Here is a 20,525-nt window from a genome sequence, read left to right as displayed (position 1 = left end):
TCGATCAGGCGAGGTGTTGCTTGAGGAAGTCCAGGGTGCGCGACCAGGCCAGCTCGGCGGCGGCCTCGTCGTAGACCTCGGGGCGGGTCTTGTTGGAGAACGCGTGGTCCGCGACGTAGCGGTGGATGACCGGCTGCTTGCCGGCCGACTTCATCCGGGCCTCCAGGGCGTCGACCTTCTCGGGCGTGCACCAGTCGTCGCGCGTCGCGAAGTGGCCGAGGAAGGGCGGTTCGATCTTGGCCGGGTCGGCGAACTCGGCCGGCGGAATGCCGTAGTAGCAGACCGCCGCCTGCAGGTCCTTGAGGTTCACGCCGGCGAGGATGGTCAGCGCGCCGCCCATGCAGTAGCCCATGACGCCGACCTGGCCGCAGCCGAGGTGCTCGCGCAGGTGCGTCAGCGCGCCCTGCAGGTCCTGCGTGGTGGCGTCGACGAAGTCCAGGCCGTCCATCATGTGGCTGGCCTCGTCCGCGTCGGCGGCGATGCGGCCGCGGTAGAGGTCGGGCGCCAGCGTCGTGATGCCGGCGGAGGCCAGGCGCTCGGCGATGTCCTTGATGTGGGGTTTGAGGCCCCACCATTCCTGGATGAGGATCATGCCCGGCGCGCCGTCGCCGGCGCTGGCGAGGTAGCCGGCGGTGGTGCCGCCGTCGGGGCGTTCGTAGTCGATCATCTGTCCCATTTGGAACTCCCAGTGCCGAAAGAGGAAGAAGCGAAGGATGAGGAAGAATCGGCTCCCTCGAAGAACATCACCGGCGACCCCTGCGGGCGGTCGCATCCTGAGGGAGGAACCCGTGAGTCTGCACGAGCAGTTGTACCAATGGACGGCCCGCCAGGGCCTGGATGCGAGCAGCGCACGGCGCTTGCGGGCGCTCAGCGGTGTCGATGATCCGCCGGGCGATCCGTGGACGCCGCTGCGCCGCGGCGCGGGCGCGCTGGCGGCAGGGTTGATCGGGTTCGGGTTGATCCTGTGGGTCGCGGCGAACTGGGACGACTTCGGGCGCGTCATGCGCTTCGGGCTGCTGCAGGCGGTGCTCGCCGTCAGCCTGATCGCGGCGGCGACGCTGCGACCGTGGCGCGCGCCGCTGGCGATGGTGGCCTTCCTGACGCTGGGCGGCCTGCTGGCCTTCTTCGGACAGACCTACCAGACGGGCGCCGATCCCTGGCAGCTCTTCGCGCTCTGGGCCGCGCTCGGACTGCCGATCGCGTGGGCGTCGCGCTCGGACCTGACGTGGACGCCATGGGCTCTCGTGGTCGCGACCGGCATCGGCTTGTGGATGGAGACCTTCGGCGGGCACTCGTGGCGCTTCGATGCGTCCACGGTGCCGGTGCATGCGATCGGTTTCGTCGCTTACGGCCTGCTGTGCGCCGGGCTGGCGCTGCGACCGGATGCGCTCGCGCAGCCCTGGGCATGGCGCCTGGCGGTGCTGGCGTCTGTGATCGCGATCTCGGGGACGGCGCTGGGTGGGCTGTTCGCAAGGGACGTGGCGCCGCAGTATTACCTGGGCCTCGGGGTGATGGGCGTGAGCCTCGTGCTGGCGTGGCGACGCGGCGAGGTCTACGCGATGAGCGCGCTGGCGTTGGCGGTCGACACGCTGCTGGTCGTCGGGCTGGCACGCTTGATCATCGACGCCAAGGGCGATATCGGCGGCGTCTTCCTCATCGGCCTGGTGGCTTGCGCACTACTTGCGGTGAGCGTCAGCCTGATCATGCGGCGCGTACGCGCGTTGGAGGCGCGTGCATGAGCGGCGCTGACTGGATCGCGCAAGCGCGCGCAGAGGGGCTGGTGCCCGCCGGGACCGATGTGCCGGAGCGGCCCTGGCCGGTGGTGCTGCTGACGGCGCTCGGCGCCTGGCTGGCAGTGCCGCCGTTCCTCTTCCTGTTCGCGATGCTGTTCGGGGGCGACTGGGATCGCGGCCCGATGCCGTACATCGAAGGCATCGCCTTGATCGCGCTGTCCGTCGTGCTGTTGCGGGCGCGGGCCATTCCGCTGTTCCTGGAGCAGGCGGCGGTGCCGCTACTGCCGACGGGGCTCGTGTGCCTCGGCTACGGGCTGCAGCGGGATCTCTCGCACGCCGGCGCGGCGTGGATCGGCCTGGCCATCGGCGCGGCGCTGATCGTGCTGCTCAAGCAGGGCTGGCTGCGCGGACTGCTCGGCGTCGGGATGGCGGCGTTGGCGGGCTACCTCGGGCACCTGTGGATCGAGGGCATCGCGCCGAGGGCCTGGTACGAATGGGACGGCGGACTGTCTCTGATGGCCGCTGCGATGCTGCTGGCGGAAGGCGGGTTGCTGTGGCTGCTGCAAACCCGGTTGGGTCGTGATGCCCGCACCGCGTCTGCCGCAGCGGCGCTCGAATCGGCGCTGAGCGGCTGGTGGGTCGCCGTGCTGGTGATGCACGCGGTGGCCGCGGGTTGGTCGTTCACACCCGTCGGTGCGTTCTCAAGTGGCGACATGTTGCGTGGCCTCACCCGGGAATTGACGAGCACCCATGTGTTCCTTGTGGGGGCGAGCCGTGCCCTGTCGGCGCTGCTCGCGCTCGCTGGCGCGATGTGGCTGCTGCGCCGCTGGCGGCCCACGGGCGCCGCGCGACTGCTGCCGCCGGTGCTGCTGATGGCGGCGCTCTCGGCGCTGATGCCGGCGCTCGGCGGGATCCTGCTGGTGCTGGCGTTGATGGCGTCGACGCGACGCTGGCGCCTGGCCGCGCTCGCCGGCGCGGCGGCGGTGTGGGCGATCGGGGCGCTGTACTACGAGTGGCAACTGCCGCTCGCCCACAAGTCCCTCGCGCTGGTGGCCGCCGGCGCGGCGCTCGCCGCATGGGTCCGCTGGCTGGCGTGGCATCCGGCGGCGCCTTTGTCCGATGGCGAGGCGCGACCGGCGCTCGCGCTGCGTGGCGCGGCAGCGGTGCTGCTCGGCGCGGGCGTGCTGTCGCTCGTGCTGGTGAACGTCCTGATCGCCAGTCGGGAGCAGCTCATCGCCAATGGCCGCCCGGTCTTCGTGAAGCTGGCGCCGGTCGATCCGCGTTCGCTGATGCAGGGAGACTACATGCAGTTGAGCTACGACCTGCCCGGGGTGAGCTGGAGCCGCACGTTGGGGAATGTCACATGGACCCGGCTATCGCGGGAGAAGGATCCGCTGTGGGGGCATCGTCTGCAGATCGCGGCGACGGTCGATGCTCGCGGCGTCGTGCAGTCTGCGCGGATGCTCGAACCAGGCGAGGCCTCTCCAGCCGGAGCGCAACTGCTGGAACTCACGCCCAAGGACGGCCGATGGACCTTCGTGTCCGACGCCTGGTTCTTCAAGGAAGGCGAGGCCGAACGCTGGCAGCCGGCGAAGTACGGCGAGTTCCGCGTGACCCCCGAAGGCAAAGGCCTGCTGGTGCGGGTGGTGGGGGAGGATCTGAAGCCGTTGTGAGCGTCAGTTCGCAGCCGGGTTCCAGCCGTCGATGGCGATCTGATAGTGGGTCGATCTTCCCGCGCCAAAGCGCCGCAGACATCCGAGTGCTTCCAACTCCAGCAGTTCCCGGGATGCGGTGGCGCGCGAGGTCTCGCCGATCTGCTCGTACTTGCGCGTGCTCATTCCGCCTTCGATCCCGGCGGGACCCGCATCGATCAGTGTGTTCAGCACGGCGCGTTGCCGCGGCCCGATGTCGTGGCCTCCGTGCTCTGCCCAGAAGCGAGACTTGGCCAATCTGCCGTCGATCGCCTGCGTCGCGCATTCGCACGATGCGCGCACCTGCTCAAGAAACCAGACGACCCAGGCTTTGACCGGCGCTTCACCGTGCTGCGTCGCCCGGAGCCCCTCGTAGTACTCGCTGCGCTTTTCGAGCAGACGCTCCGACGTTCGGATCAGACGCGTGGCGGTCCCGATCTGCCTGGCCATCAGCAGATCGATCAGCGCTCGGCCTGCCCGGCCGTTGCCGTCCTCGAAGGGATGGATGGTTTCGAACCACAGGTGTGCCACGCCCGCGACCACGAGCGGATCCTCGATCTGCCGGTGAAACGGCCGAGAGCGCGCCTTCCACCGCACCCACCGCCCGCCAGGTACGCGAGACGATCGGGCTGAGAATCGCCTCGAATTCTGAGTCGATCTGATCGGGGAATCGCCTCATCCAGGGGGTCACTCCGCCAGCCCCTCCGGCTCGCCACCATCCACCATCAGGTCGATCAGTTCCTTCAGGAACGCCAGGGCTTCCTCGGAGGTGGCAAAGTAGTACTCCCCGCCGAGGTCGGCGGCGTCGCCATCCGGGCCGACGTGGACGACGGACCAGCCTTCCGCGCCGCCCCCGATCGCGCAGATCCCGAAGCTGCCGGGTGTCAGGTCTCTCGCAGACCCGGCGGTGACGAAGATGTCCTTGCCCCGATGGGCGAAATAGCGTTTGAGCACGAGGAGTTGGAATGAAGGCAATCTGGAACGGCGAAGTCATCGCCGAGAGCGACGACACCGTGGTGGTCGAGGGAAATCATTACTTCCCCGTCACCTCGCTGAAGCGCGAGTTCACCACGTTCAGCAATCACCGCACGTCCTGCCCGTGGAAGGGCCAGGCGCACTACTTTAGCCTGATGGTCCACGGCGACATGAACCCGGACGCCGTCTGGTATTACCCGGAACCCTCCGAGGCCGCCGCCGAGATCAAGGACCGCGTCGCCTTCTGGAAGGGCGTCCAGGTCACCGAGTGAGCGCCTTCGGCCACAGCACCCACAGCCGCAGCGGCTGCTTCATGCGGCCGGCCTGCGCCTCGGCCGCTTCGCCCCAGCCCCAGAAGTAGTCCGCCCGCACCGCGCCGACGATCGCCGCGCCGGTGTCCTGCGCCATCACCAGCCGCCGCATCGGCGTCGTCGACAGCGGTTCGGTCGTGTCCAGCCACACCGGCGTGCCGTAGGGGATGCTGGCCTTGTCCACCGCGATCGAGCGCCCCGGCGTCAGGGGCACGCCCTGACCCCCGCGCGGACCCACCGCCAGATCGGGCAACGGCTCTTCGCGGAAGAAGACATAGCGCGGGTTCGCCCACATCGCCTCCTTGAGCCGCTGCGGATTGCGCCGTCCCCAGTCCTTGATGCCCGGCCACGACGCCTCCGTGGTCCGCAGCTCACCCTGGGCGATCAGCCACTGACCCATCGAGCGGTACGGCTGCTCGTTGTGCGCCGCGAAGGACAGCCGCACCCAACGGCTGGTGCCATCGCGCTCGGTCACCCGCAGCCGGCCGCTGCCCTGGATCTGCATCACCAGCGCGTCCAGCGGGTCCTGCACCCAGGCCAGGCTGAGCCGCGACAGCGACGCGTTGCTCTCGATCTGCTGACGGGTGTCGTAAGGCTTGCGCTGTGCCAGGTCTTGCGGCGGCGCCAGCAGCGGCACGCGGAACTCGCCCTGCGACTGGCGCCGCGCCGCGAGCTCCGGCTCGTAGTAACCGGTCGCCACGCCTTCGCGCTGGCCCTCGGGCGATTCGACGCGATACGGTTGCAGCCGCTTCATCAACCAGACCATCGCGTCCCAGTCGTCGCCCGGCTTGAAGCCGCGAGCCTGCGCGCAGATCGCGGCCCAGCCCGGCATGGGCTTCTCGCAGCCGCGCAGCATCGCGGGCCACCATTCCAGCGCTCGGTCCTGGCCCCAGCCGGGCAACTCGTTCCACGCCGCGGCGACCCAGCGGGCGCGCTCGCGTTGCAGCACGTGGCGGCCGGCGGTGTCGTCCTCGCCGTTGAGCAGCTTCTCGGGATCGATGGGCAATCCCGTCGCGAAGGCCAATGGAGCGACGAGGGCGCCGGAGGCCGCCCCCAGCGCGCCTAGAATCGCCAGCGCCGCGCTCCAGCGGCGAGTTCTGCTACGGATCGGACCACGAATCATGGGCGTGATTTTGCTGGAGGCGCTCGGCGCCCTCGCGCTGCTCGTCTTCATCGTCTGGTGGACGATGTTCTCCGGCCGCAAGGGCGGCGAACGGCCCGACGACCGCGACGCCGCCTGAGCGGCCCGGCGTTCAGGCGTCAGCCCTCGAGCGTCGGCGTTCGAGCCTCAGCCCTTCGGCGGCACGAGGAAGCTCAGCGGCTGGCGGCGCATCCGCGTCCAGATCGCCGCGCGCACGCGCTTCTGGTCCGCGAGCCGGATCCCGCGCGAGCGCAACGCCACCTTGAACGCGAGGTAGAAGCTGACGCCCACGTTCAGCACGCCGGTGCCCAGGATGCTGATCACGCAGAGCCAGAACGGCCAGTGCTTGAGCACGTCCAGCCCCAGCGCCCCGGCTGCGGCGGCCAGCTGACCGGTCGACAGCGTCACGTGCCGGACCTCGATCGGCAGACCGAAGAACCCCAGCAGCGCCGGCACCAGCCCGAGCATCAGGCCCAGGCTGATGTTGGCCGTCAGCCCCGAGATGTTGTCGCGCCACCAGCGCGACCAGCGTCCCGCCCGGTTCGCGCCCAGCCGCGCGACGATGCGCGGGTTCCACGCGATCGCACTGTCCAGCCGATGGAAGACGAACCAGTTCTCGACCCAGCCCGCGATCAGGCTGGACGCGAACAGCAGCACGCCGGTGAAGGCCGCGAAGAACAGCGACGGCCCCAGCACGGTCAGCGAATGCAGCACGTGCTCGGCTTCCTTCACGCCCACCAGCGGTTTGCCGAAGCTCAACCAGGCCGCCAGTTGCACGACGAGCACCATCGGCGCCGCCAGCGCGAGGTTGCCGATGATCCCCGCCGTCTGCGAGCGGAACAGGTGCGCCACCTCGTCGACGAAGGCCTGCAGGCCGGCGTCGCTGTCGATGTGGCGGAGCTTGTCGGCCAGCGCGGGCGCCGTCATCGCCGGCTGCTTGGTCGCGACGGTCCAGTGCAGCAGCAGGATGAGCACGAAGCTGGCCGCGTAGTTCACGCCCGCCCAGAACCCGCCCCAGAACGCGGACAGGCCCACCGCCATGATCGCGAACTTCATGAAGGTCGTGCCCGCGATCACCAGCCCGCCGCCCCCGGCGCGGCGCAGCATGTCGCCGTACTCCTCGCGGTTGCGGGTGATGTAGTGCTCGCCGGTTTCGGCGCTGCGTTCGGCGACCTTGCGCGCCAGCAGCGAGTAGTGCCGCGCGAACAGCGTCCGGATGCTGCGTCGATCGTGCACGACGGCCACCAGGCTCGCCACCAGCCGCAGCAGCTCGCGCTCGGGGTGATCCGCCAGCAGCACCGCGAGCAGGTCCTCGACGCGGCGCAGCCGCGCCTGCATCTGCTCGACGCCGAACATCAGGTCCACCGAGACGCCGTGTTCCTCCAGGTGATCCGGCACGGAACGCACCGCCGCCCGGCATTCATCGAGCAGCCCGCGCAGGTACTGCAGCCTGCCGGGCAGCGTGGCGCGGTCGTGTTCGACCAGCGCGTGCTCGACCTGCTCCCAGGCGGTCGCGAGGTTGCGGAACGGGCGCTTGGCCAGCAGCTGCGGATCCATGCGCACGCGCAGCGCGCCGGACAGGCCGGCCGAGCGCACCGAGCTCACCAGCACCGTGATCGCGGCGCGCATCTCCTCGCGCCAGTCGCCCTCGGGCGCGCCGGCGAAGAGCAGTCCCAGGCGCTCCAGCAGTTCGTCGTCGACGGCGTTGATCCACTGCTCGTCGGCCTCGTGCGGGAACAGCAGCTCGAAGAGTTCGGACAGGTCCCGGGTGTCCGCGCTCAGCGGCAGCAGGCGCCGGCGCAGGCGGCCGAGGAACTCGTTCCACAACGCCATCCGCGGCGCGAAGCCGACCTCGGCGAACAGGCTGATCGCGTCGACGTCGGCCCAGACGCTGGCGATGACCTCGGCGAAGGCTTTCGCGTGATCCGGATGGCGCTCCAGCATGCGGAGCAGGTACTTGAGACGGCGGACCGGCAGCGGGGCGGACGGCGCGGCGGCGAGCGCGACGGCAGGCGCCGCGGGTGCCGGCTCGTCCCCGAGGGTCGACGGGGTCGCCGCGCCCGCGGCGGTGGCGGCCGGCGCCGGCGCCCGGTCGTCCTTGAGCGGCGCGTGCCGCAGCCATTCGATCAGTCGCACCAGCCAGAGGTTGCGCTCGGCCAGCGGTGCCTGCGGATGCGCCGCGTTGAGCAGCGCGGTGAGGTCCCAGCCCTGGCGACGGAACATCAATGCAGGGAGCCGGAGTCGGCCAGCAGGAACTCCGGCACGTCGGCGTGGAAGACCTCGGCCTTGTCCGTGACGCACAGGAAGCGGCCGCTCATCGTGCCGTGGCGGGTCGCGATCTGCGCCCAGGAGCTGTACTGGAAGCGTTCGCCCGGCTGCAGCAGCGGCTGGTGGCCGACGACGGCCAGCCCGTGCACTTCCTGCTCCTTGCCGTTGCCGTCGACGATGGTCCAGTGGCGGCCGATGAGCTGGGCGGTGACGTCGCCCCGGTTCTCGATCGTCACGGTATAGCCGTACGCGAACTCGTTGCGATCCGGGAAGGTCTGATCGGCGAGCGGCTCGACGGCCACGCTGCAGTGGAAATGCGGATGTGCCATCGGCGGATTCTAGGCGCCGCCTCGGCTATGCTGGCTATCGCACAGAGCACAAGCAGGACCCGCTCGAACGGACCACCCCACGCGGCCGGCACGCACCGGACGCCATCCGTCATGGAGACAAGGGCAGGACACCCGCCGGCATCCCCCCGGCCCAATCGACGTCAGGCCATGGCGCGCGGCTGCGCGTTGGCCGGCGGCGTGGCCGCGGGCGTCAGGTTCGGGCTGGTGGCCGCGAACTCGGCGATGGCGGCGCCGTCCGGGCCCGCGGCACCCGCGGTGCCGGGGGCCGGCGCCACGGGACCGCTGATGCTGCGCAGCGCCGCGCAGGCCGGCGCGCCGGCCAAGTACGCGTCGGGCGACCCGCAGCGCCCCGGTCTGTGCGGCGAGATCGCCGAGGCCGTGATGCGGACCGATCCGGACCTGCGCATCGAGGGCCTGACCCAGCAGGTGCCGCTGCGCCGCCTCGAGCTGATGCTGAGCAACGGCGACCTCGACGTGTTCTTCTGCCTGCTCAAGTCCGAGCACCGCCATGCGCTGATGCGCTACCTGCCGGTGCCGCTGTACCGCATCTCGCATGTGCTGGCGATGCGCGTCGGCGAGGAACGCGCGCCCGGCAGCTGGGACGAGTTGCGCGCCTTCTCGCGGCGCCAGCCGCTGCTGCTGGCCCAGGGGACCAAGCTGGCCGCCACCCTGCAGGAGGCCGACGTGTCGTTCATCGAATCCGCGCGCAGCGACAAGGAGGCGCTGCAGATGCTGGTGCGCGGCCGCGCCGGCGGGGTCTATGGCCAGGACTTCAACCTGCGTCAGGCCGCGCGCGGCGAGGGCCTGGCGTCGCGCGTGCGCATCGGGCCTCACGTCTTCGAGGAGGAAACCCAGTACGTCGTGGTCTCGCGCCAGCTGCCCGAGGCGGTGGTGGAGCGCCTGACCGACCGCCTGCGCCAGCTCAGCGCGTCCGGGGAGATCGCGCGGCTGGCCGAACGCTACCGCTGAGCGCCGTCGTCGAGCGCCATCGACGGGTGTCATGGCCGGGCGGCGCCCGCTCGCGCGCCGGCCTTTCTACAATCGTCGACTTTCCCCGCCAGCGGCTCCGCGCCCGCCCCGCCATGAACCCGCCCACCTATCGCATCGCCCCCAGCATCCTGTCCGCCGATTTCGCCAATCTCGGCGAGGAAGTCCGCAACGTGCTGGCCGCCGGCGCGGACTGGATCCACTTCGACGTGATGGACAACCATTACGTGCCCAACCTGACCTTCGGCCCGATGGTCTGCGAGGCGCTGAAGAAACACGCCGTGAAGCCCGACGGCACGCCGGCGCCCATCGACGTCCACCTGATGGTGCAGCCGGTGGACAGCCTGGCGCAGGCCTTCTGCCGCGCGGGCGCCAACCTGGTGAGCTTCCACCCCGAGGCCAGCGCGCACGTCGACCGCACGATCCAGCTGATCAAGGCCGAAGGCGCGCAGGCGGGCCTGGTGTTCAACCCGGCCACGCCGCTGGATGTGCTGGAGTGGGTCATCGACAAGGTCGACCTGGTGCTGATCATGAGCGTCAACCCCGGCTTCGGCGGGCAGAGCTTCATCCCCGGCGCGCTGAAGAAGCTGCAGCAGGCCAAGGCCATGATCCTGGCCAGCGGCCGCGACATCCGCCTGGAGATCGACGGCGGCGTGAAGGTGGACAACATCCGCGAGATCGCGGCCGCGGGCGCGGACACCTTCGTGGCGGGCTCGGCGATCTTCGGCAAGCCCGATTACAAGGGCGTCATCGACGCGATGCGCGCCGAGCTGGCGCTCTGAACCCGGACGCGTCGACACGGTGACCCGACTGCTGCTGGTCTGCGCGGCCAACCTGTGCCGCTCGCCGATGGCCGAGGCGGTGCTGCGGCTGCGCGCCCCCGAGCTCGGCCTGACGGAGGTGCACTCGGCCGGCGTGTTCGCGTCGTCGCGCGCGCACGCCGTCGACAAGCGCGCGCTGGCGGTGCTGGAGCAGCGCGGCTACGGCATGGACCGGCGCTGGCGCTCGCGCAAGGTGAAGCCCGAGGACTTCGACCGCTACGACCTGATCCTGGCGATGGACCGCCAGGTGCTGCGCGGCCTGCAGGCGATGCGGCCGCCGGCGGCGCAGGCGCAGCTCGGGCTGTTCCTGGCCGGCATGACGGGGCTGGGCCTGGACGAGGTGCCGGATCCCTACTACGGCGCCGCCAGCGGTTTCGTGCAGGTGCTCGACCTGATCGAGGCGCGCGCCCACACCTGGCCGAGCGACCGCGCGCGGTTTCACCGCGACCCGGGCTAGGCGACCGCGTCGACGGGTTTGCCGACGGCGGCGGCGATCTCCTCGGCGCCGAAGCCCAGCGTCGTCATCGTCAACGCCAACTGCTGCTCGATGAAGGACCTCAACCCCGCGCCCGGGTCCGGGACGGCGTCGTGCAGCGCCCTGATCAAGCGGCAGGGCGTTCCGGAACCCGTACCGGTCACGGCGCTCAACAGCTGACGACGCCGCTGCGCGACCTCCGTCGGCTCAGGCGGCAACGGCTCGCGAAGCCCCGCGAAGCGGGGGCGCGGCACGGACCACAGGATGTTCAGGACCTGCTGCTGTTGCCAGTTGTCCGCGAGATCCCCCCAGGCCGACACGTTGCCTGCTGGGGGCGGGACCAGCAGTGTTTCCGCCTCCTCGACCGCCAGGTGGCCTTCCGCACACAGTTGAGCGATGCCCAGGAACCAGGCCGACGCGGGGGGACGTTTCGTCATCGAGGGCGTGGCCTGCCAGGCATCGGCCACGGGATGGGCGCTGCGTCCGTGGCCGGTCAATCGCAGGAGCTCGTCCCGGCGTGACCACGCCGCGCGACGCCGCCTCTCTCAGCGCGGAGAAATAGGCTCGCAGGCGCTTGTCGGCGCGCGCGTCGGCGCGCTCGAACAGGACGAGCGGCAGGGGCGTCGACGAGGCGGCGATCGGTGCGGATCCGAAGAAGCAGTTCCAGGCCACGTTCGCGTTCGAGATGGCCGTCGGCCACCGCCCTCGTGGTGAACGCCAGCAGGGTCTCCAGGTCGAATTCCGGCGAGGTCAGCCGTGCGGTCAGCCCGTCGGAGGCCGCGTGCGGCTGCGTCAGCCGCGCGACCAGTCGATCCGTGGCCAGAAGACCATCGCGTTGCAACTCCGTCAGGCCGTCCATGAAGACCTGCCGCACGTTGTCGTCCGCCACGGTGAGGGCGCGGACGAACGGGACGGTCGACTCGCTGCCTGCCGTCGTCAGCACATCCGCCAAGGCGTCGCCGGTCATCCGCGGCGGGTCGGCGCGCAGGGCCTCGCCGACCGTGGCCCACCACGTCCGGATGGGTTCTTCGATCGCCATCGCACGCTTGAAGGCGTTCCGGGCCTCCCGGGCCGCGCGGGCGGCGTTGGTGAGGTCGGAGGCGTCGACGGCGCGAGGGGCCCTCGGCGTCGGCTCGGTCAAGGTCAAGCTCAGCAGGTCGCTCAGGTGGGTGAGCGTCTCCGTGGACAACGGGCCGAGCTCGCGCTGGTCCAGCAGATCCCCGATCCGGGCGCCCAGCAGATCGCTGATCTGGACGGGCGCGAGCTGATGCTGTCCCTGGGCGTCCGACCAGCTGATGCGACCCGCGGGGGGCGGGTTCGGGCCGTGTGCCTCCTGGACGCCGGTCCACCAGGCGTCGAGCTCGTCGGTCCAGGTGCCGGCGGCACGTCGTGCCTCGACCAGCGCTGCGACCCCGCCCAGCCCGACGCGACCCAGCAGGCGGTCGCCCACCTCGCGGTTCAGCAGCCAATCGGGCTCCGCCAGGGTGGCGACGGTGTCGGGCGGACTGTTCGCGATGGCCGCCAGGACCATCGGCGCGCTCAGGGCGGCGCGGTCGTTCAGCTGCTTCAGATCCTCGGCCTCCAAGGGGCGCCGATGGCCGTTCTCTGCCACCCAGGTCAGCCCATCGACCGACTGGAGCTCACAGTGCGCCGGCGGCAGGTCGACGGTCGTCCAGCGGGCGACGGTGCTGGGCGCGCGGCGTTGCTGCAGCATGCCGGCGTCGTGCAGGCTGTCCAGCAGGTGCGCCGCGACGAGCGTGGGGTCGGTGAGGCATTCCCAACCGATGCCGTCCGGGTGCTGTCGCAGCAGGCCATGGCGCGGCGGCGGCGGACCGAACTCCAACGACAGCAGGGCGGTGCAGTCCTCGACATCCCCGTCGGTGGGCCAGGCCCCCGCGCCGCGCGGCCTGAGCGTCTCGTTCATGCCGTCGGTGAAACGCGCGAGGTAGTCCTCCGCCATCACACGGGCCACCGCCCCGGGCGCGATGGCCTCGGTCAGGGATCCGGCCACGCGCCGGACGAAGTTCTCGGAGTGCCGGCGGTAGGCGGAGTCGTCCGCGGGCAGTTCCCAGCGCAGTCCGAGTTCCTGATACAGCTTCGATTTCAATCCGGCGACGTAGTGCCGCTGCTCCAGGTGAGCCAGGTGGAAGTCGCGCTGGTACTTGATCTCGACGGCATCGGTGGCCGCCTGTTCGACGATGTGCTCGACCGTGGCGCGGAACTTCCCGCACAGACCGGAGCGTTTCAGCTCGAGCTGGATCAGCGCGGACTGCACGGCGTTGAGCGCGCCGTTGGCACAGACCGGCAGCTCCGGCGCCAGCCGCTGCAGTTCCGTGCGCCGGCTCTCGAGGCGCATCGTCTCGTCGTGGAACAGCGGCACCAGTCGGTCCAGGGACTCGACCAGGGGGCCATAGGACTTGATGACCTCGTACGGCTTGACGCTCAGGGGATGCCCGTCGACGCCGATGTCGAACAGCTTGTTGCGCAGGGCCTCGAGGTGCGGGACGGCGCCGCGCAGGTCGCCGGCGCGGGCGAAGGCGATCAGATCGTCGATGTTGCGTTCGACGCGTTCGCGGAACGGCGGATAGTCCGCGTGTCGAAAGAACGCCTCGAAGGCGCCATGGCGCTGGGGGTTGTAGGTCCAATCGCCGTCCGACGTCGCATCGGCAGGTGCGGGCGGCGGCGGCTGGCGTCGACGATCGGCGCCTCGGCGAGGAAGGTGGAAGAGTACAGATCGTGGATGACAGGCATGCGCGGTGAGTGTGCGAACAAACATGATCGATTCGTCGATTCGTCGATTCGTCGATCCGTCGATTCGCGACGGCGGCGCGACGGGCGGCCGGCTCGCCCCGGCGTCATCGGGCGAGGGTGTAGGTCAACAAGTCGTCGAGCGACTCCGGGAGCTGTTCGTCGTCCGTCGCGCTGTCGATCTGCCGGGCGACTTCGTCCAGGATCTCGCCCACTTTCGCGGAGGCCGAGGAGGGACGGATGCGAAGCAGGGCCCTCGCTTCCTCCCGGCTGAAGGACAACCGCCGCATCGCCCGGAGGGTCTCCGCCAGCAGCGCGATGAAGAGGTCCTCGGTGCGCGGCCCGTGCAGACGCTGCAGGGCCCCGGAGGCGCATCGGCCGGGGCCCTCGAGCAGCGCACGCAAGGTGTGGCGGCCGCGCGCCTTGTCGCCTCCCCAGGCATACTTTCCGATGACCTCGACGGCCAGCAACGCGGCAAGGACGTGACCCTCATCGTTCGTATCGATGACCCGTGGAAATATCCCCTTCACGGGAGGGAGCAGGTCCGTGGCCAACTGTCTGGGCGAGCTGGTGCCCTTCATCAGCAGGCCTTGCAGATTGCGATGCTGGAACAGTCTGGTCAGCGAACAGTAGGTCCCCGTGGACCGGTAGAGGCGCGCGGCGATGCCCGACTTCTCCATGGCGGCATCGGTGAAAACCTCCCAGGTGCCGATCTCCAGCTCCCCCGCGCGGGCCCGGGTCGTCAGCGCATCCAGAAAGCGGCAGCACAGGGGCAGGTCCGCCTTCAGGAGGACGCATTCCAGCAGCGACTGTTGATCCTGGACCGTCATGGCGAGGACCTGCCGCAGACCGCCGGGATCCAGCTTCGGCGGCTTGGCGTCCAGTGCGCGGACGATGACCGCGAGACGGGCGTTGGCGGGCCAGTCGAAGGGCAGGCTTGTGAACAGATCGACGCGGCCCTGGGCAGCGAGCGCGTGCGCAATCCAGGTGAACTGCTCCGGGGTCCAGGCTTGCCTGGCATGCCAATCGCTCAACAGCGACGCCAGACCGGCGTCGTCGAACTGGTCGCACAACCAGGTGCAGGTGTCGGCGTCCCGCAGCAGGCGCGGATCGACGTGCGCGGCCAACGCCGATGGCGTGCTGGCCAGCCTGAGCGACCGCCTGGCCGCCGCGTTCAGCGGCGCGACGGTCAAGGTCGCCAGCCCGGGGAGGTCCGATGCGATCAGCGGCCGTGGCCGGCCGTCCTGGACGGCCCACGACAGCGCCCCGTTGACGAAGCACTGCACCGGCTCACCGCTGCCGTCGATCCATGAAGCGACCGGTTCGTGGCACGCCGCATGGACCACGTCGGCCTTCGACAGTTCTTCGAGGAACTGGAGGCCCACCAGGATCGGATCGTCCTGGAGCACGCAACTGCCGGCGTCCGCGTCCACGCGAACCAACGCGTCGTGCGTCGGCGTCACATTGAACTCGTGGAGCAGCGTCAGCGTCCCCGCGTCGATCTCGCCGATCGTGAGCGGCGCGTCCGGGCGGCACGCGCCGGCGTCGCGGAGGGCCTCCGTGCATCTCGCGAGATAGTCCTCCGCCAACGTCAATGCCAGGGCGGATGGCGTCAACACGCTGCCGAGTTGCTGGAGGCAACTCTCGATGGTCCGGGGTGGGGAACGTGGCCTTGGCCATCGGATCGTTGGACGGACGCCAGGGCAGGCCCAGTGCGCCGTACAGGCGCGTCTGCAGGCCCGCCACATGGTGCCGATGCATGCCCGGTGCCGCCCACAATGCCCTGGCGTGACGCCGGTCGAGGACTTCGGCGGCGACCTGTCGATGGTGAGTTCCATGAGCGTGCGGCATTTCCCTCGCAGACCCCGTCCGTCCGGATCCAGGCGCGCGACGCTCTGCTGAAGGGCGACCACGGCACCGTTGCCGCACTCGACCAATTGCGGGGCGAGCTCGCGCAATGCGGTGATGCGCGTCTCCGGCGTCAGGCGAGGGTCGCCGATCAGGTGCACGAGGCGATCCAGGTACTGGGCGCCCTCGCCATAGACGTTGCCGGCGGCGTCACCGAAGTGGCGGTTGGCGCCTTTGCTGTCGACGTCCAGCACATGGGCCTGGAAGGTGACGAAGGCGTCGGCTTCGATCGACGCCGTGCCGACGATCGCCGCCAAGGCCGAGATGCGCGCCGACAGGCTGGACGCGAATCGATCGAAGCCGTTGCCGCGCGCGAACGCTTCAGGCGACTGCCGGGATCCGGGCTGATACCACCAGGGGTCGTGCGCCCGTCCTTCGGCCGTGCTGGCGGTCACGGGCACCGCGGCGTCGAGCGCAGGGTCCTGGAGAAATGAGGACGTGAACGCGGCGATCAGTGGATGCATGGCGCGTGCAGTGGCACTGGGCGGGGGAGCGTTCTGCGCGTCGGGGGCACGCTTGCCGGCAGAATCGCCAGTCAGGGCCCGCGTCGAGGCCGTGCGGAGAGGTGATGACGGAACGATTGGCGCAAGGCCCGGACGGCCAATGGCGATGCAAGTGGTGCGAGGCGCCGGGCTTCGACATGTACCGCGACTACCACGACAACGAATGGGGCTACCCGGTCGACGAGGACCGGCGACTGTCGAAAAGCTCTGCCTGGAGGGGTTCCAGTCGGGGTTGTCGTGGCGGACGATCCTCGCGAAGCGCGAGACTTCCGGAAGGCCTTCAAGCGGTTCGAGATCGCCAGGGTCGCGAAGTTCGGCGAGGCCGACATGGCGCGACTGCTCGCGGACGAGGGCGTCGTGCGTCATCGCGGCAAGATCGAGGCGGCGATCCACAACGCGTCCCGCGCGCTCGAGCTTCAGAAGGACGCCGGCTCGCTGGCCGCGTTCTTCTGGCGCTTCGAGGATCCGGAGGAGGGCGGCGATGTGAGGGCGACGTCGGAGACGTCGATCCGACTGTCCAAGGAACTGAAGAAACGCGGCTGGAAGTTCGTCGGCCCGACGACGGTCTATGCGTTCATGCAGGCGATGGGGCTCGTCAACGATCACGCGCCGGGATGCATCGGACGCGATGCGGCGGCGCTGGCACGTCGGCGCTTCAACCCGCCAGGCTGAGCCGGCGGGCGTGGCGAGGGGTCAGGTCATGCGGGTTGCGAAGCCAGTGGGAACGGCGGCGCCTTCTTGCGCGGGACAGTGCTGACCTGGCCGATCTCGGCCTCGGTGAATTGCATCTGGTACATGAAGTCGACCATACGACTGGCCAGGATGGCCCTCTGGCCGTCGAGAGGTGGCAGCCACGAGACCTTGTCGAACAGGGCCATGCTGAGTAGCACCTCGCTCGGCGAGTTCCCTTCGGTCTCGAGCAGCCCCCGTAACAGCGATTGGCTGGCGGCGGTCGCCGTCCCGTCGCTCAATACGGAAGCTCTTGTGAGGGTCTGAAGCGTGTCATGCGCCAGACGGATGCGCCACGATGTGTTCAAGCTGGTCAGCCACGAAGGTTCGCTCGGTACCAGGAGGCGTCGAGCGTGTTCCACGGGCAGATCCCCGTTGCGAACGGCAGCCGCGATCATCGCCACCCTGTCTTGCAGGACGAAGCTGTTGGGGGGCAGCTCGGACGCGTCCACGAATCGCTTGATGGGCGAAGCAAGGTCGTAGATGTGTTCCGTCTGTAGAACTGCGGATGGCGAGCGGCTCGCGCCGGCGGGAGAAGAATTTCAGATTCTGAAGATGTGCGGCAAAGGCCTGGTCTGTGGGCCACGACGCTGCCGACGGCGGATCGGGTGCGAGCGACGGAGGCGATAGGGAAGATGAGGTGGGGTTGGTGCGTTCGATTGACATGACAACTGAGTTGATGCCGATCCACAAATGTTCAAAGTTCGTTTTACAGACGCCTCGTCTCGTGGTCAGTCCGCGTGGCCGGGAGCTGGCTGCGCCGGATGTTCCGTCAGTCGCGTGTGCTCCACCTCCCGCGTATCCGGCCCCTACCGCTGAAGCGGTCCAGCGCCAGGTAGATCACCGGCGTGATGTAGAGCGTCACCGCCTGCGACAGGACCAGTCCGCCGACCACCGCCAGTCCCAGCGGCTGGCGCAGTTCCGCGCCGGCGCCCAGGCCCAGCGCGATCGGCAGCGCGCCCATCAGCGCGGCCAGCGTCGTCATCATGATCGGGCGGAAGCGCAGGATGCAGGCCTCGCGGATCGCCTGCTGCGGCGTCATGCCGCCGTTGCGCTGCGCGTCGAGCGCGAAGTCGATCATCATGATCGCGTTCTTCTTGACGATGCCCACCAGCATCAGGATGCCGATGGTCGCGATGATCGTCAGCTCCATGCCCGCGAGCTGCAGCGTCAGCAGCGCGCCCACCGCCGCCGACGGCAGCCCCGCCAGGATGGTCAGCGGGTGGATGTAGCTCTCGTAGAGCACGCCCAGCAGCACGTAGATCACCGCGATCGCCAGCACGATCAGCAGCAGCTGGCCGCCCTGCGAATCCTTGAACACCGCCGCGTCGCCGCCGTAGCTGGTGATGATGGACGGCGGCAGGCCGATCTCCTTGGTGAACTGGTCGATCTTGCCCGTGGCCGTGCCCAGCGGCACGTCCGGCGCGAGGTTGAAGCTCAGGGTGATCGCCTGCAGCTGGCCCTGGTGGTTCACCGCCGTCGGGCCGAGCTCGCGCTTCACGCTCGCGAAGGCCGTCAGCGGCACCATCGTGTTGTTCTTGCCGCGCAGGTAGATCTTGTCGAAGGCGTCCTCGCTGAGGCGGTCGCTGTCGGTCGCTTCCATGATCACCTGGTAGGTGTTGCTCTCCGCGTAGATGCTGGAGACCTGGCGCTCGCCGAAGGCCGAATACAGCGCGTTGCGCAGGTCCTGCATCTGCACGCCCAGCAGCGTCGCGCGCTCGCGGTCGATCACGAGGTTGGCCTGCAGCCCGCGCAGCTGCGAGTCGCTGGTGACGTCGCGGAAGACCGGGTCGTTGCGCAGCTTGTCCTGCAGCTTCACGGCCCAGGTGTTGAGCTCGCCGGTACTGACCGACTGCAGCGTGAACTGGTAGCGGCTCTTGGACTGCCGCCCGCCGAGCTGCAGGTTCTGCACCGGTCGCAGGTAGACCGCGATGCCGGGCACGCCGCGCAGCTTCTTGCGCAACTGCTCCAGCACCTGCGGCATCGGGGGACGCTCGCCGCGCGACTTCAGGTTGATGAAGAGGCGCCCCGTGTTGACGTTGCCGCCGCCCCCGCCGCCGCCCACCGCGGCGGACGCCGACGACACCGACGGATCGTCCTGCACGATCTGCGCGACGCGTTCCTGCAGCACCGTCATCGCGGCGAAGGAGATGTCCTCGGCCGCTTCGGTGCTGGCCTGGATCTGGCCGATGTCCTCTTCCGGGAAGAAGCCCTTGGGGATGGCGATCCAGAGCCACGCGCTGGCGATGAAGGTGGCGAGCGCCACCACGCCGACGACCCAGCGGCGCGCCAGCGCCCAGTCCAGCGACGCGGTGTACTTGCTCAGCACCCAGCCGAAGCCGGCCTCGAACGTGCGGCCGAGCGCGTTCTCCTCGACCTCGTGGTGGCTGCTGAGGAAGCGGCTGCACAGCATCGGCACCAGCGTCAGCGACACCCCCGCCGACACGCCGATCGCCAGCGACACGACGACCGCGAACTCGTGGAACAGCAGGCCGATGACACCCGGCATGAAGAAGATCGGGATCAGCACCGCGATCAGCGAGATCGAGATCGACATGATGGTGAACGCCATCTCGCGCGCGCCGCGGATTGCGGCGTCGAAGGGCGCCATGCCGTCCTCGACGTGGCGGTAGATGTTCTCCAGCATCACGATCGCGTCGTCGACCACCAGCCCCACGGCCAGCGTGATGCCCAGCAGCGAGATGTTGTCCAGGCTGTAGCCCAGCGCGAACAGCAGCGTCACCGCGCCGATCAGCGAGATCGGAAGCGACAGCGTCGGGATCAGCGTCGCGACCATGCGGCGCAGGAACAGGAAGATCACCATCACGACCAGCGCCACCGTCAGCGCCAGCGTGAAGTAGACGTCGTGCAGGCCCTCGCGGATCGACACCGAGCGGTCGTTCAGCGTGCTCATCTGCACCGACGCCGGCAACTGCGCAGCGAAGCGCGGCAGCATCGCCTTCACCGCGTCGACCACCTTCACCGTGTTGGCGTCGGGCTGGCGCTGCACGGCCAGCACGATGGAGCGCTCGCCGTTGAAGTTGGAAAAGGACTTGACGGTCTCGTAGCTGTCCTCGACGTCGGCCACGTCGCGCAGGAACACCGGCGCGCCGTTGCGCGTGGCCACGACGATGCCGCCGAAGGCGTTGGCGTCGCGCAGCTGCTTGTTGGCCTGGATGGTCAGCGTCTGGCGCGCGCCGTCCAACGTGCCGACCGGCGTGTTGGCGTTGGCGCCCTTGACGGCGGCCTGCAGCTCGTCGAGCGTGATGTTGCGCTGCTGGAGCAGCTCGTTGCGCGCCTTGATGCGCACCGCGAAGCGCTTCTGGCCGTAGATGGACACCTGCGCCACGCCGTCGATCGTCGACAGGCTGGGGGTGATCAGGTTTTCGGCGTAGTCGTTGAGCTCGGACAGGTTGACCGACGGGGAGGTCAGCGCCACCAGCAGCACCGGCGCATCGGCCGGGTTGACCTTGCGGTAGGACGGCGGCGTCGTCATCTCGACCGGCAGCGCCCGCAGCGAGCGGAACAGCGCAGCCTGCACGTCGACCGCGGCGGCGTCGATGTCGCGCGCGGAGTCGAACTCCAGCGTCAGCGAGCTGTTGCCCAACGTGTTGGTCGAGGAGATCGTCGTGATGCCGGCGATCGTCGAGAACTGCTTCTCCAGCGGCAGCGCGACGGACGAGGCCATCGTCTCGGGGCTGGCGCCGGGGAGCGTGGCCTGCACGTTGATGACCGGCGTGTTGAAGCTGGGCAGCGCGGCGACCGGGATGCGGCTCCACGCGGCGATGCCGGCGACGACCAGCGCGACGTTCAGCAGCACGGTCATGACCGGCCGGCGGATGAAGAGTTCGGTGAGATTCATGGCAGCTTCCGCGGGGGCTGAAG

19 protein-coding genes and 1 pseudogene are annotated in these 20,525 nt (G+C 69.5%); 8 read left to right on the top strand and 12 right to left on the bottom strand.

From position 1 onward, the window contains the following. Window positions 1-4 precede the first annotated feature (4 nt). On the bottom strand, window positions 5-676 hold the full coding sequence (locus ACFJIX_RS05175) for a dienelactone hydrolase family protein (RefSeq protein ID WP_377158220.1): 672 nt from the start codon (window positions 674-676) through the stop codon (window positions 5-7). Between the two features lie 112 nt (window positions 677-788). Here ACFJIX_RS05175 and ACFJIX_RS05170 point away from each other — a divergent pair, with 112 nt between their 5' ends. Further along, window positions 789-1,739, top strand: coding sequence for a DUF2157 domain-containing protein (locus tag ACFJIX_RS05170; protein WP_377158218.1), 951 nt, complete (start codon window positions 789-791; stop codon window positions 1,737-1,739). Next, window positions 1,736-3,406: a GDYXXLXY domain-containing protein gene (locus tag ACFJIX_RS05165; protein ID WP_377158216.1), complete on the top strand. Its 1,671-nt coding sequence runs from the start codon at window positions 1,736-1,738 to the stop codon at window positions 3,404-3,406. The genes ACFJIX_RS05170 and ACFJIX_RS05165 overlap by 4 nt, the downstream gene beginning before the upstream one ends. Before the next feature lie 3 nt (window positions 3,407-3,409). On the opposite strand, the gene ACFJIX_RS05160 is transcribed toward ACFJIX_RS05165, so the two are convergent. Next, the gene (locus ACFJIX_RS05160) at window positions 3,410-4,021 is read right to left on the bottom strand and encodes a Fic family protein (protein WP_377158214.1); all 612 of its coding nucleotides are present in this window, start codon (window positions 4,019-4,021) and stop codon (window positions 3,410-3,412) included. Window positions 4,022-4,111: 90 nt separating this feature from the next. After that, window positions 4,112-4,378, bottom strand: a complete 267-nt coding sequence (locus ACFJIX_RS05155) for a hypothetical protein (protein WP_377158212.1) — start codon at window positions 4,376-4,378, stop codon at window positions 4,112-4,114. Between the two features lie 11 nt (window positions 4,379-4,389). Between ACFJIX_RS05155 and ACFJIX_RS05150 the strand changes: the two genes are divergently transcribed. Continuing rightward, window positions 4,390-4,671: a DUF427 domain-containing protein gene (locus tag ACFJIX_RS05150; RefSeq protein ID WP_377158210.1), complete on the top strand. Its 282-nt coding sequence runs from the start codon at window positions 4,390-4,392 to the stop codon at window positions 4,669-4,671. Here the strand turns inward: ACFJIX_RS05150 and ACFJIX_RS05145 are convergent. From ACFJIX_RS05145 to ACFJIX_RS05130, 4 genes are all read right to left on the bottom strand, one after another. Then, the gene (locus tag ACFJIX_RS05145; RefSeq protein WP_377158208.1) at window positions 4,661-5,833 is read right to left on the bottom strand and encodes a murein transglycosylase A; all 1,173 of its coding nucleotides are present in this window, start codon (window positions 5,831-5,833) and stop codon (window positions 4,661-4,663) included. The two genes, ACFJIX_RS05150 and ACFJIX_RS05145, sit on opposite strands and share 11 nt — an antisense overlap. 165 nt (window positions 5,834-5,998) lie before the next feature. Then, window positions 5,999-8,074 carry a site-specific recombinase gene (locus tag ACFJIX_RS05140; RefSeq protein WP_377158206.1) on the bottom strand — a complete coding sequence of 692 codons (2,076 nt, stop codon included), beginning with the start codon at window positions 8,072-8,074 and terminating at the stop codon, window positions 5,999-6,001. Then, window positions 8,074-8,448 (bottom strand): Co2+/Mg2+ efflux protein ApaG, encoded by a 375-nt coding sequence (apaG, locus tag ACFJIX_RS05135; RefSeq protein ID WP_377158204.1) that lies wholly within the window; start codon window positions 8,446-8,448, stop codon window positions 8,074-8,076. The genes ACFJIX_RS05140 and apaG overlap by 1 nt, the downstream gene beginning before the upstream one ends. Before the next feature lie 161 nt (window positions 8,449-8,609). Next, window positions 8,610-8,744, bottom strand: a complete 135-nt coding sequence (locus ACFJIX_RS05130; RefSeq protein WP_377158202.1) for a hypothetical protein — start codon at window positions 8,742-8,744, stop codon at window positions 8,610-8,612. Window positions 8,745-8,754: 10 nt separating this feature from the next. Here ACFJIX_RS05130 and ACFJIX_RS05125 point away from each other — a divergent pair, with 10 nt between their 5' ends. From ACFJIX_RS05125 to ACFJIX_RS05115, 3 genes are all read left to right on the top strand, one after another. After that, window positions 8,755-9,438, top strand: coding sequence for a substrate-binding periplasmic protein (locus tag ACFJIX_RS05125; RefSeq protein WP_377158201.1), 684 nt, complete (start codon window positions 8,755-8,757; stop codon window positions 9,436-9,438). 113 nt (window positions 9,439-9,551) lie between these two features. Beyond that, window positions 9,552-10,238, top strand: a complete 687-nt coding sequence (rpe, locus tag ACFJIX_RS05120; RefSeq protein ID WP_377158199.1) for a ribulose-phosphate 3-epimerase — start codon at window positions 9,552-9,554, stop codon at window positions 10,236-10,238. A 19-nt stretch (window positions 10,239-10,257) separates the two neighbouring features. Then, window positions 10,258-10,734, top strand: a complete 477-nt coding sequence (locus ACFJIX_RS05115; protein WP_377158198.1) for a low molecular weight protein-tyrosine-phosphatase — start codon at window positions 10,258-10,260, stop codon at window positions 10,732-10,734. Here ACFJIX_RS05115 and ACFJIX_RS05110 read toward each other — a convergent pair. The 3 genes from ACFJIX_RS05110 to ACFJIX_RS05100 form a co-directional block, all read right to left on the bottom strand. Continuing rightward, entirely contained in the window at window positions 10,731-11,189 is a 459-nt protein-coding gene (locus tag ACFJIX_RS05110; RefSeq protein WP_377158196.1) for a hypothetical protein, read from the bottom strand. The genes ACFJIX_RS05115 and ACFJIX_RS05110 overlap by 4 nt on opposite strands. Window positions 11,190-11,245: 56 nt before the next feature. After that, the gene (locus ACFJIX_RS05105; protein ID WP_377158194.1) at window positions 11,246-13,528 is read right to left on the bottom strand and encodes a hypothetical protein; all 2,283 of its coding nucleotides are present in this window, start codon (window positions 13,526-13,528) and stop codon (window positions 11,246-11,248) included. A gap of 79 nt (window positions 13,529-13,607) precedes the next feature. Then, entirely contained in the window at window positions 13,608-15,509 is a 1,902-nt protein-coding gene (locus ACFJIX_RS05100) for a hypothetical protein (RefSeq protein ID WP_377158192.1), read from the bottom strand. Between ACFJIX_RS05100 and ACFJIX_RS05095 the strand changes: the two genes are divergently transcribed. Then, window positions 15,504-15,842: a hypothetical protein gene (locus tag ACFJIX_RS05095; protein WP_377158190.1), complete on the top strand. Its 339-nt coding sequence runs from the start codon at window positions 15,504-15,506 to the stop codon at window positions 15,840-15,842. The two genes, ACFJIX_RS05100 and ACFJIX_RS05095, sit on opposite strands and share 6 nt — an antisense overlap. A gap of 134 nt (window positions 15,843-15,976) precedes the next feature. After that, window positions 15,977-16,583 (top strand): annotated as a pseudogene (locus tag ACFJIX_RS05090) (DNA-3-methyladenine glycosylase I). A 26-nt stretch (window positions 16,584-16,609) separates the two neighbouring features. On the opposite strand, the gene ACFJIX_RS05085 reads toward ACFJIX_RS05090, so the two are convergent. Next, window positions 16,610-17,092, bottom strand: a complete 483-nt coding sequence (locus ACFJIX_RS05085; protein WP_377158188.1) for a hypothetical protein — start codon at window positions 17,090-17,092, stop codon at window positions 16,610-16,612. A 320-nt stretch (window positions 17,093-17,412) separates the two neighbouring features. Further along, window positions 17,413-20,502: an efflux RND transporter permease subunit gene (locus tag ACFJIX_RS05080; RefSeq protein ID WP_377158187.1), complete on the bottom strand. Its 3,090-nt coding sequence runs from the start codon at window positions 20,500-20,502 to the stop codon at window positions 17,413-17,415. Window positions 20,503-20,525: the final 23 nt, after the last annotated feature.

The organism is Roseateles sp. UC29_93, assembly GCF_042695725.1.
Classification (GTDB): Bacteria; Pseudomonadota; Gammaproteobacteria; order Burkholderiales; family Burkholderiaceae_C; genus Roseateles; species Roseateles noduli_A.
The sequence above is the reverse complement of the archived record's forward strand: the minus strand, read 5'-3'. Positions and strand labels throughout refer to the sequence as shown.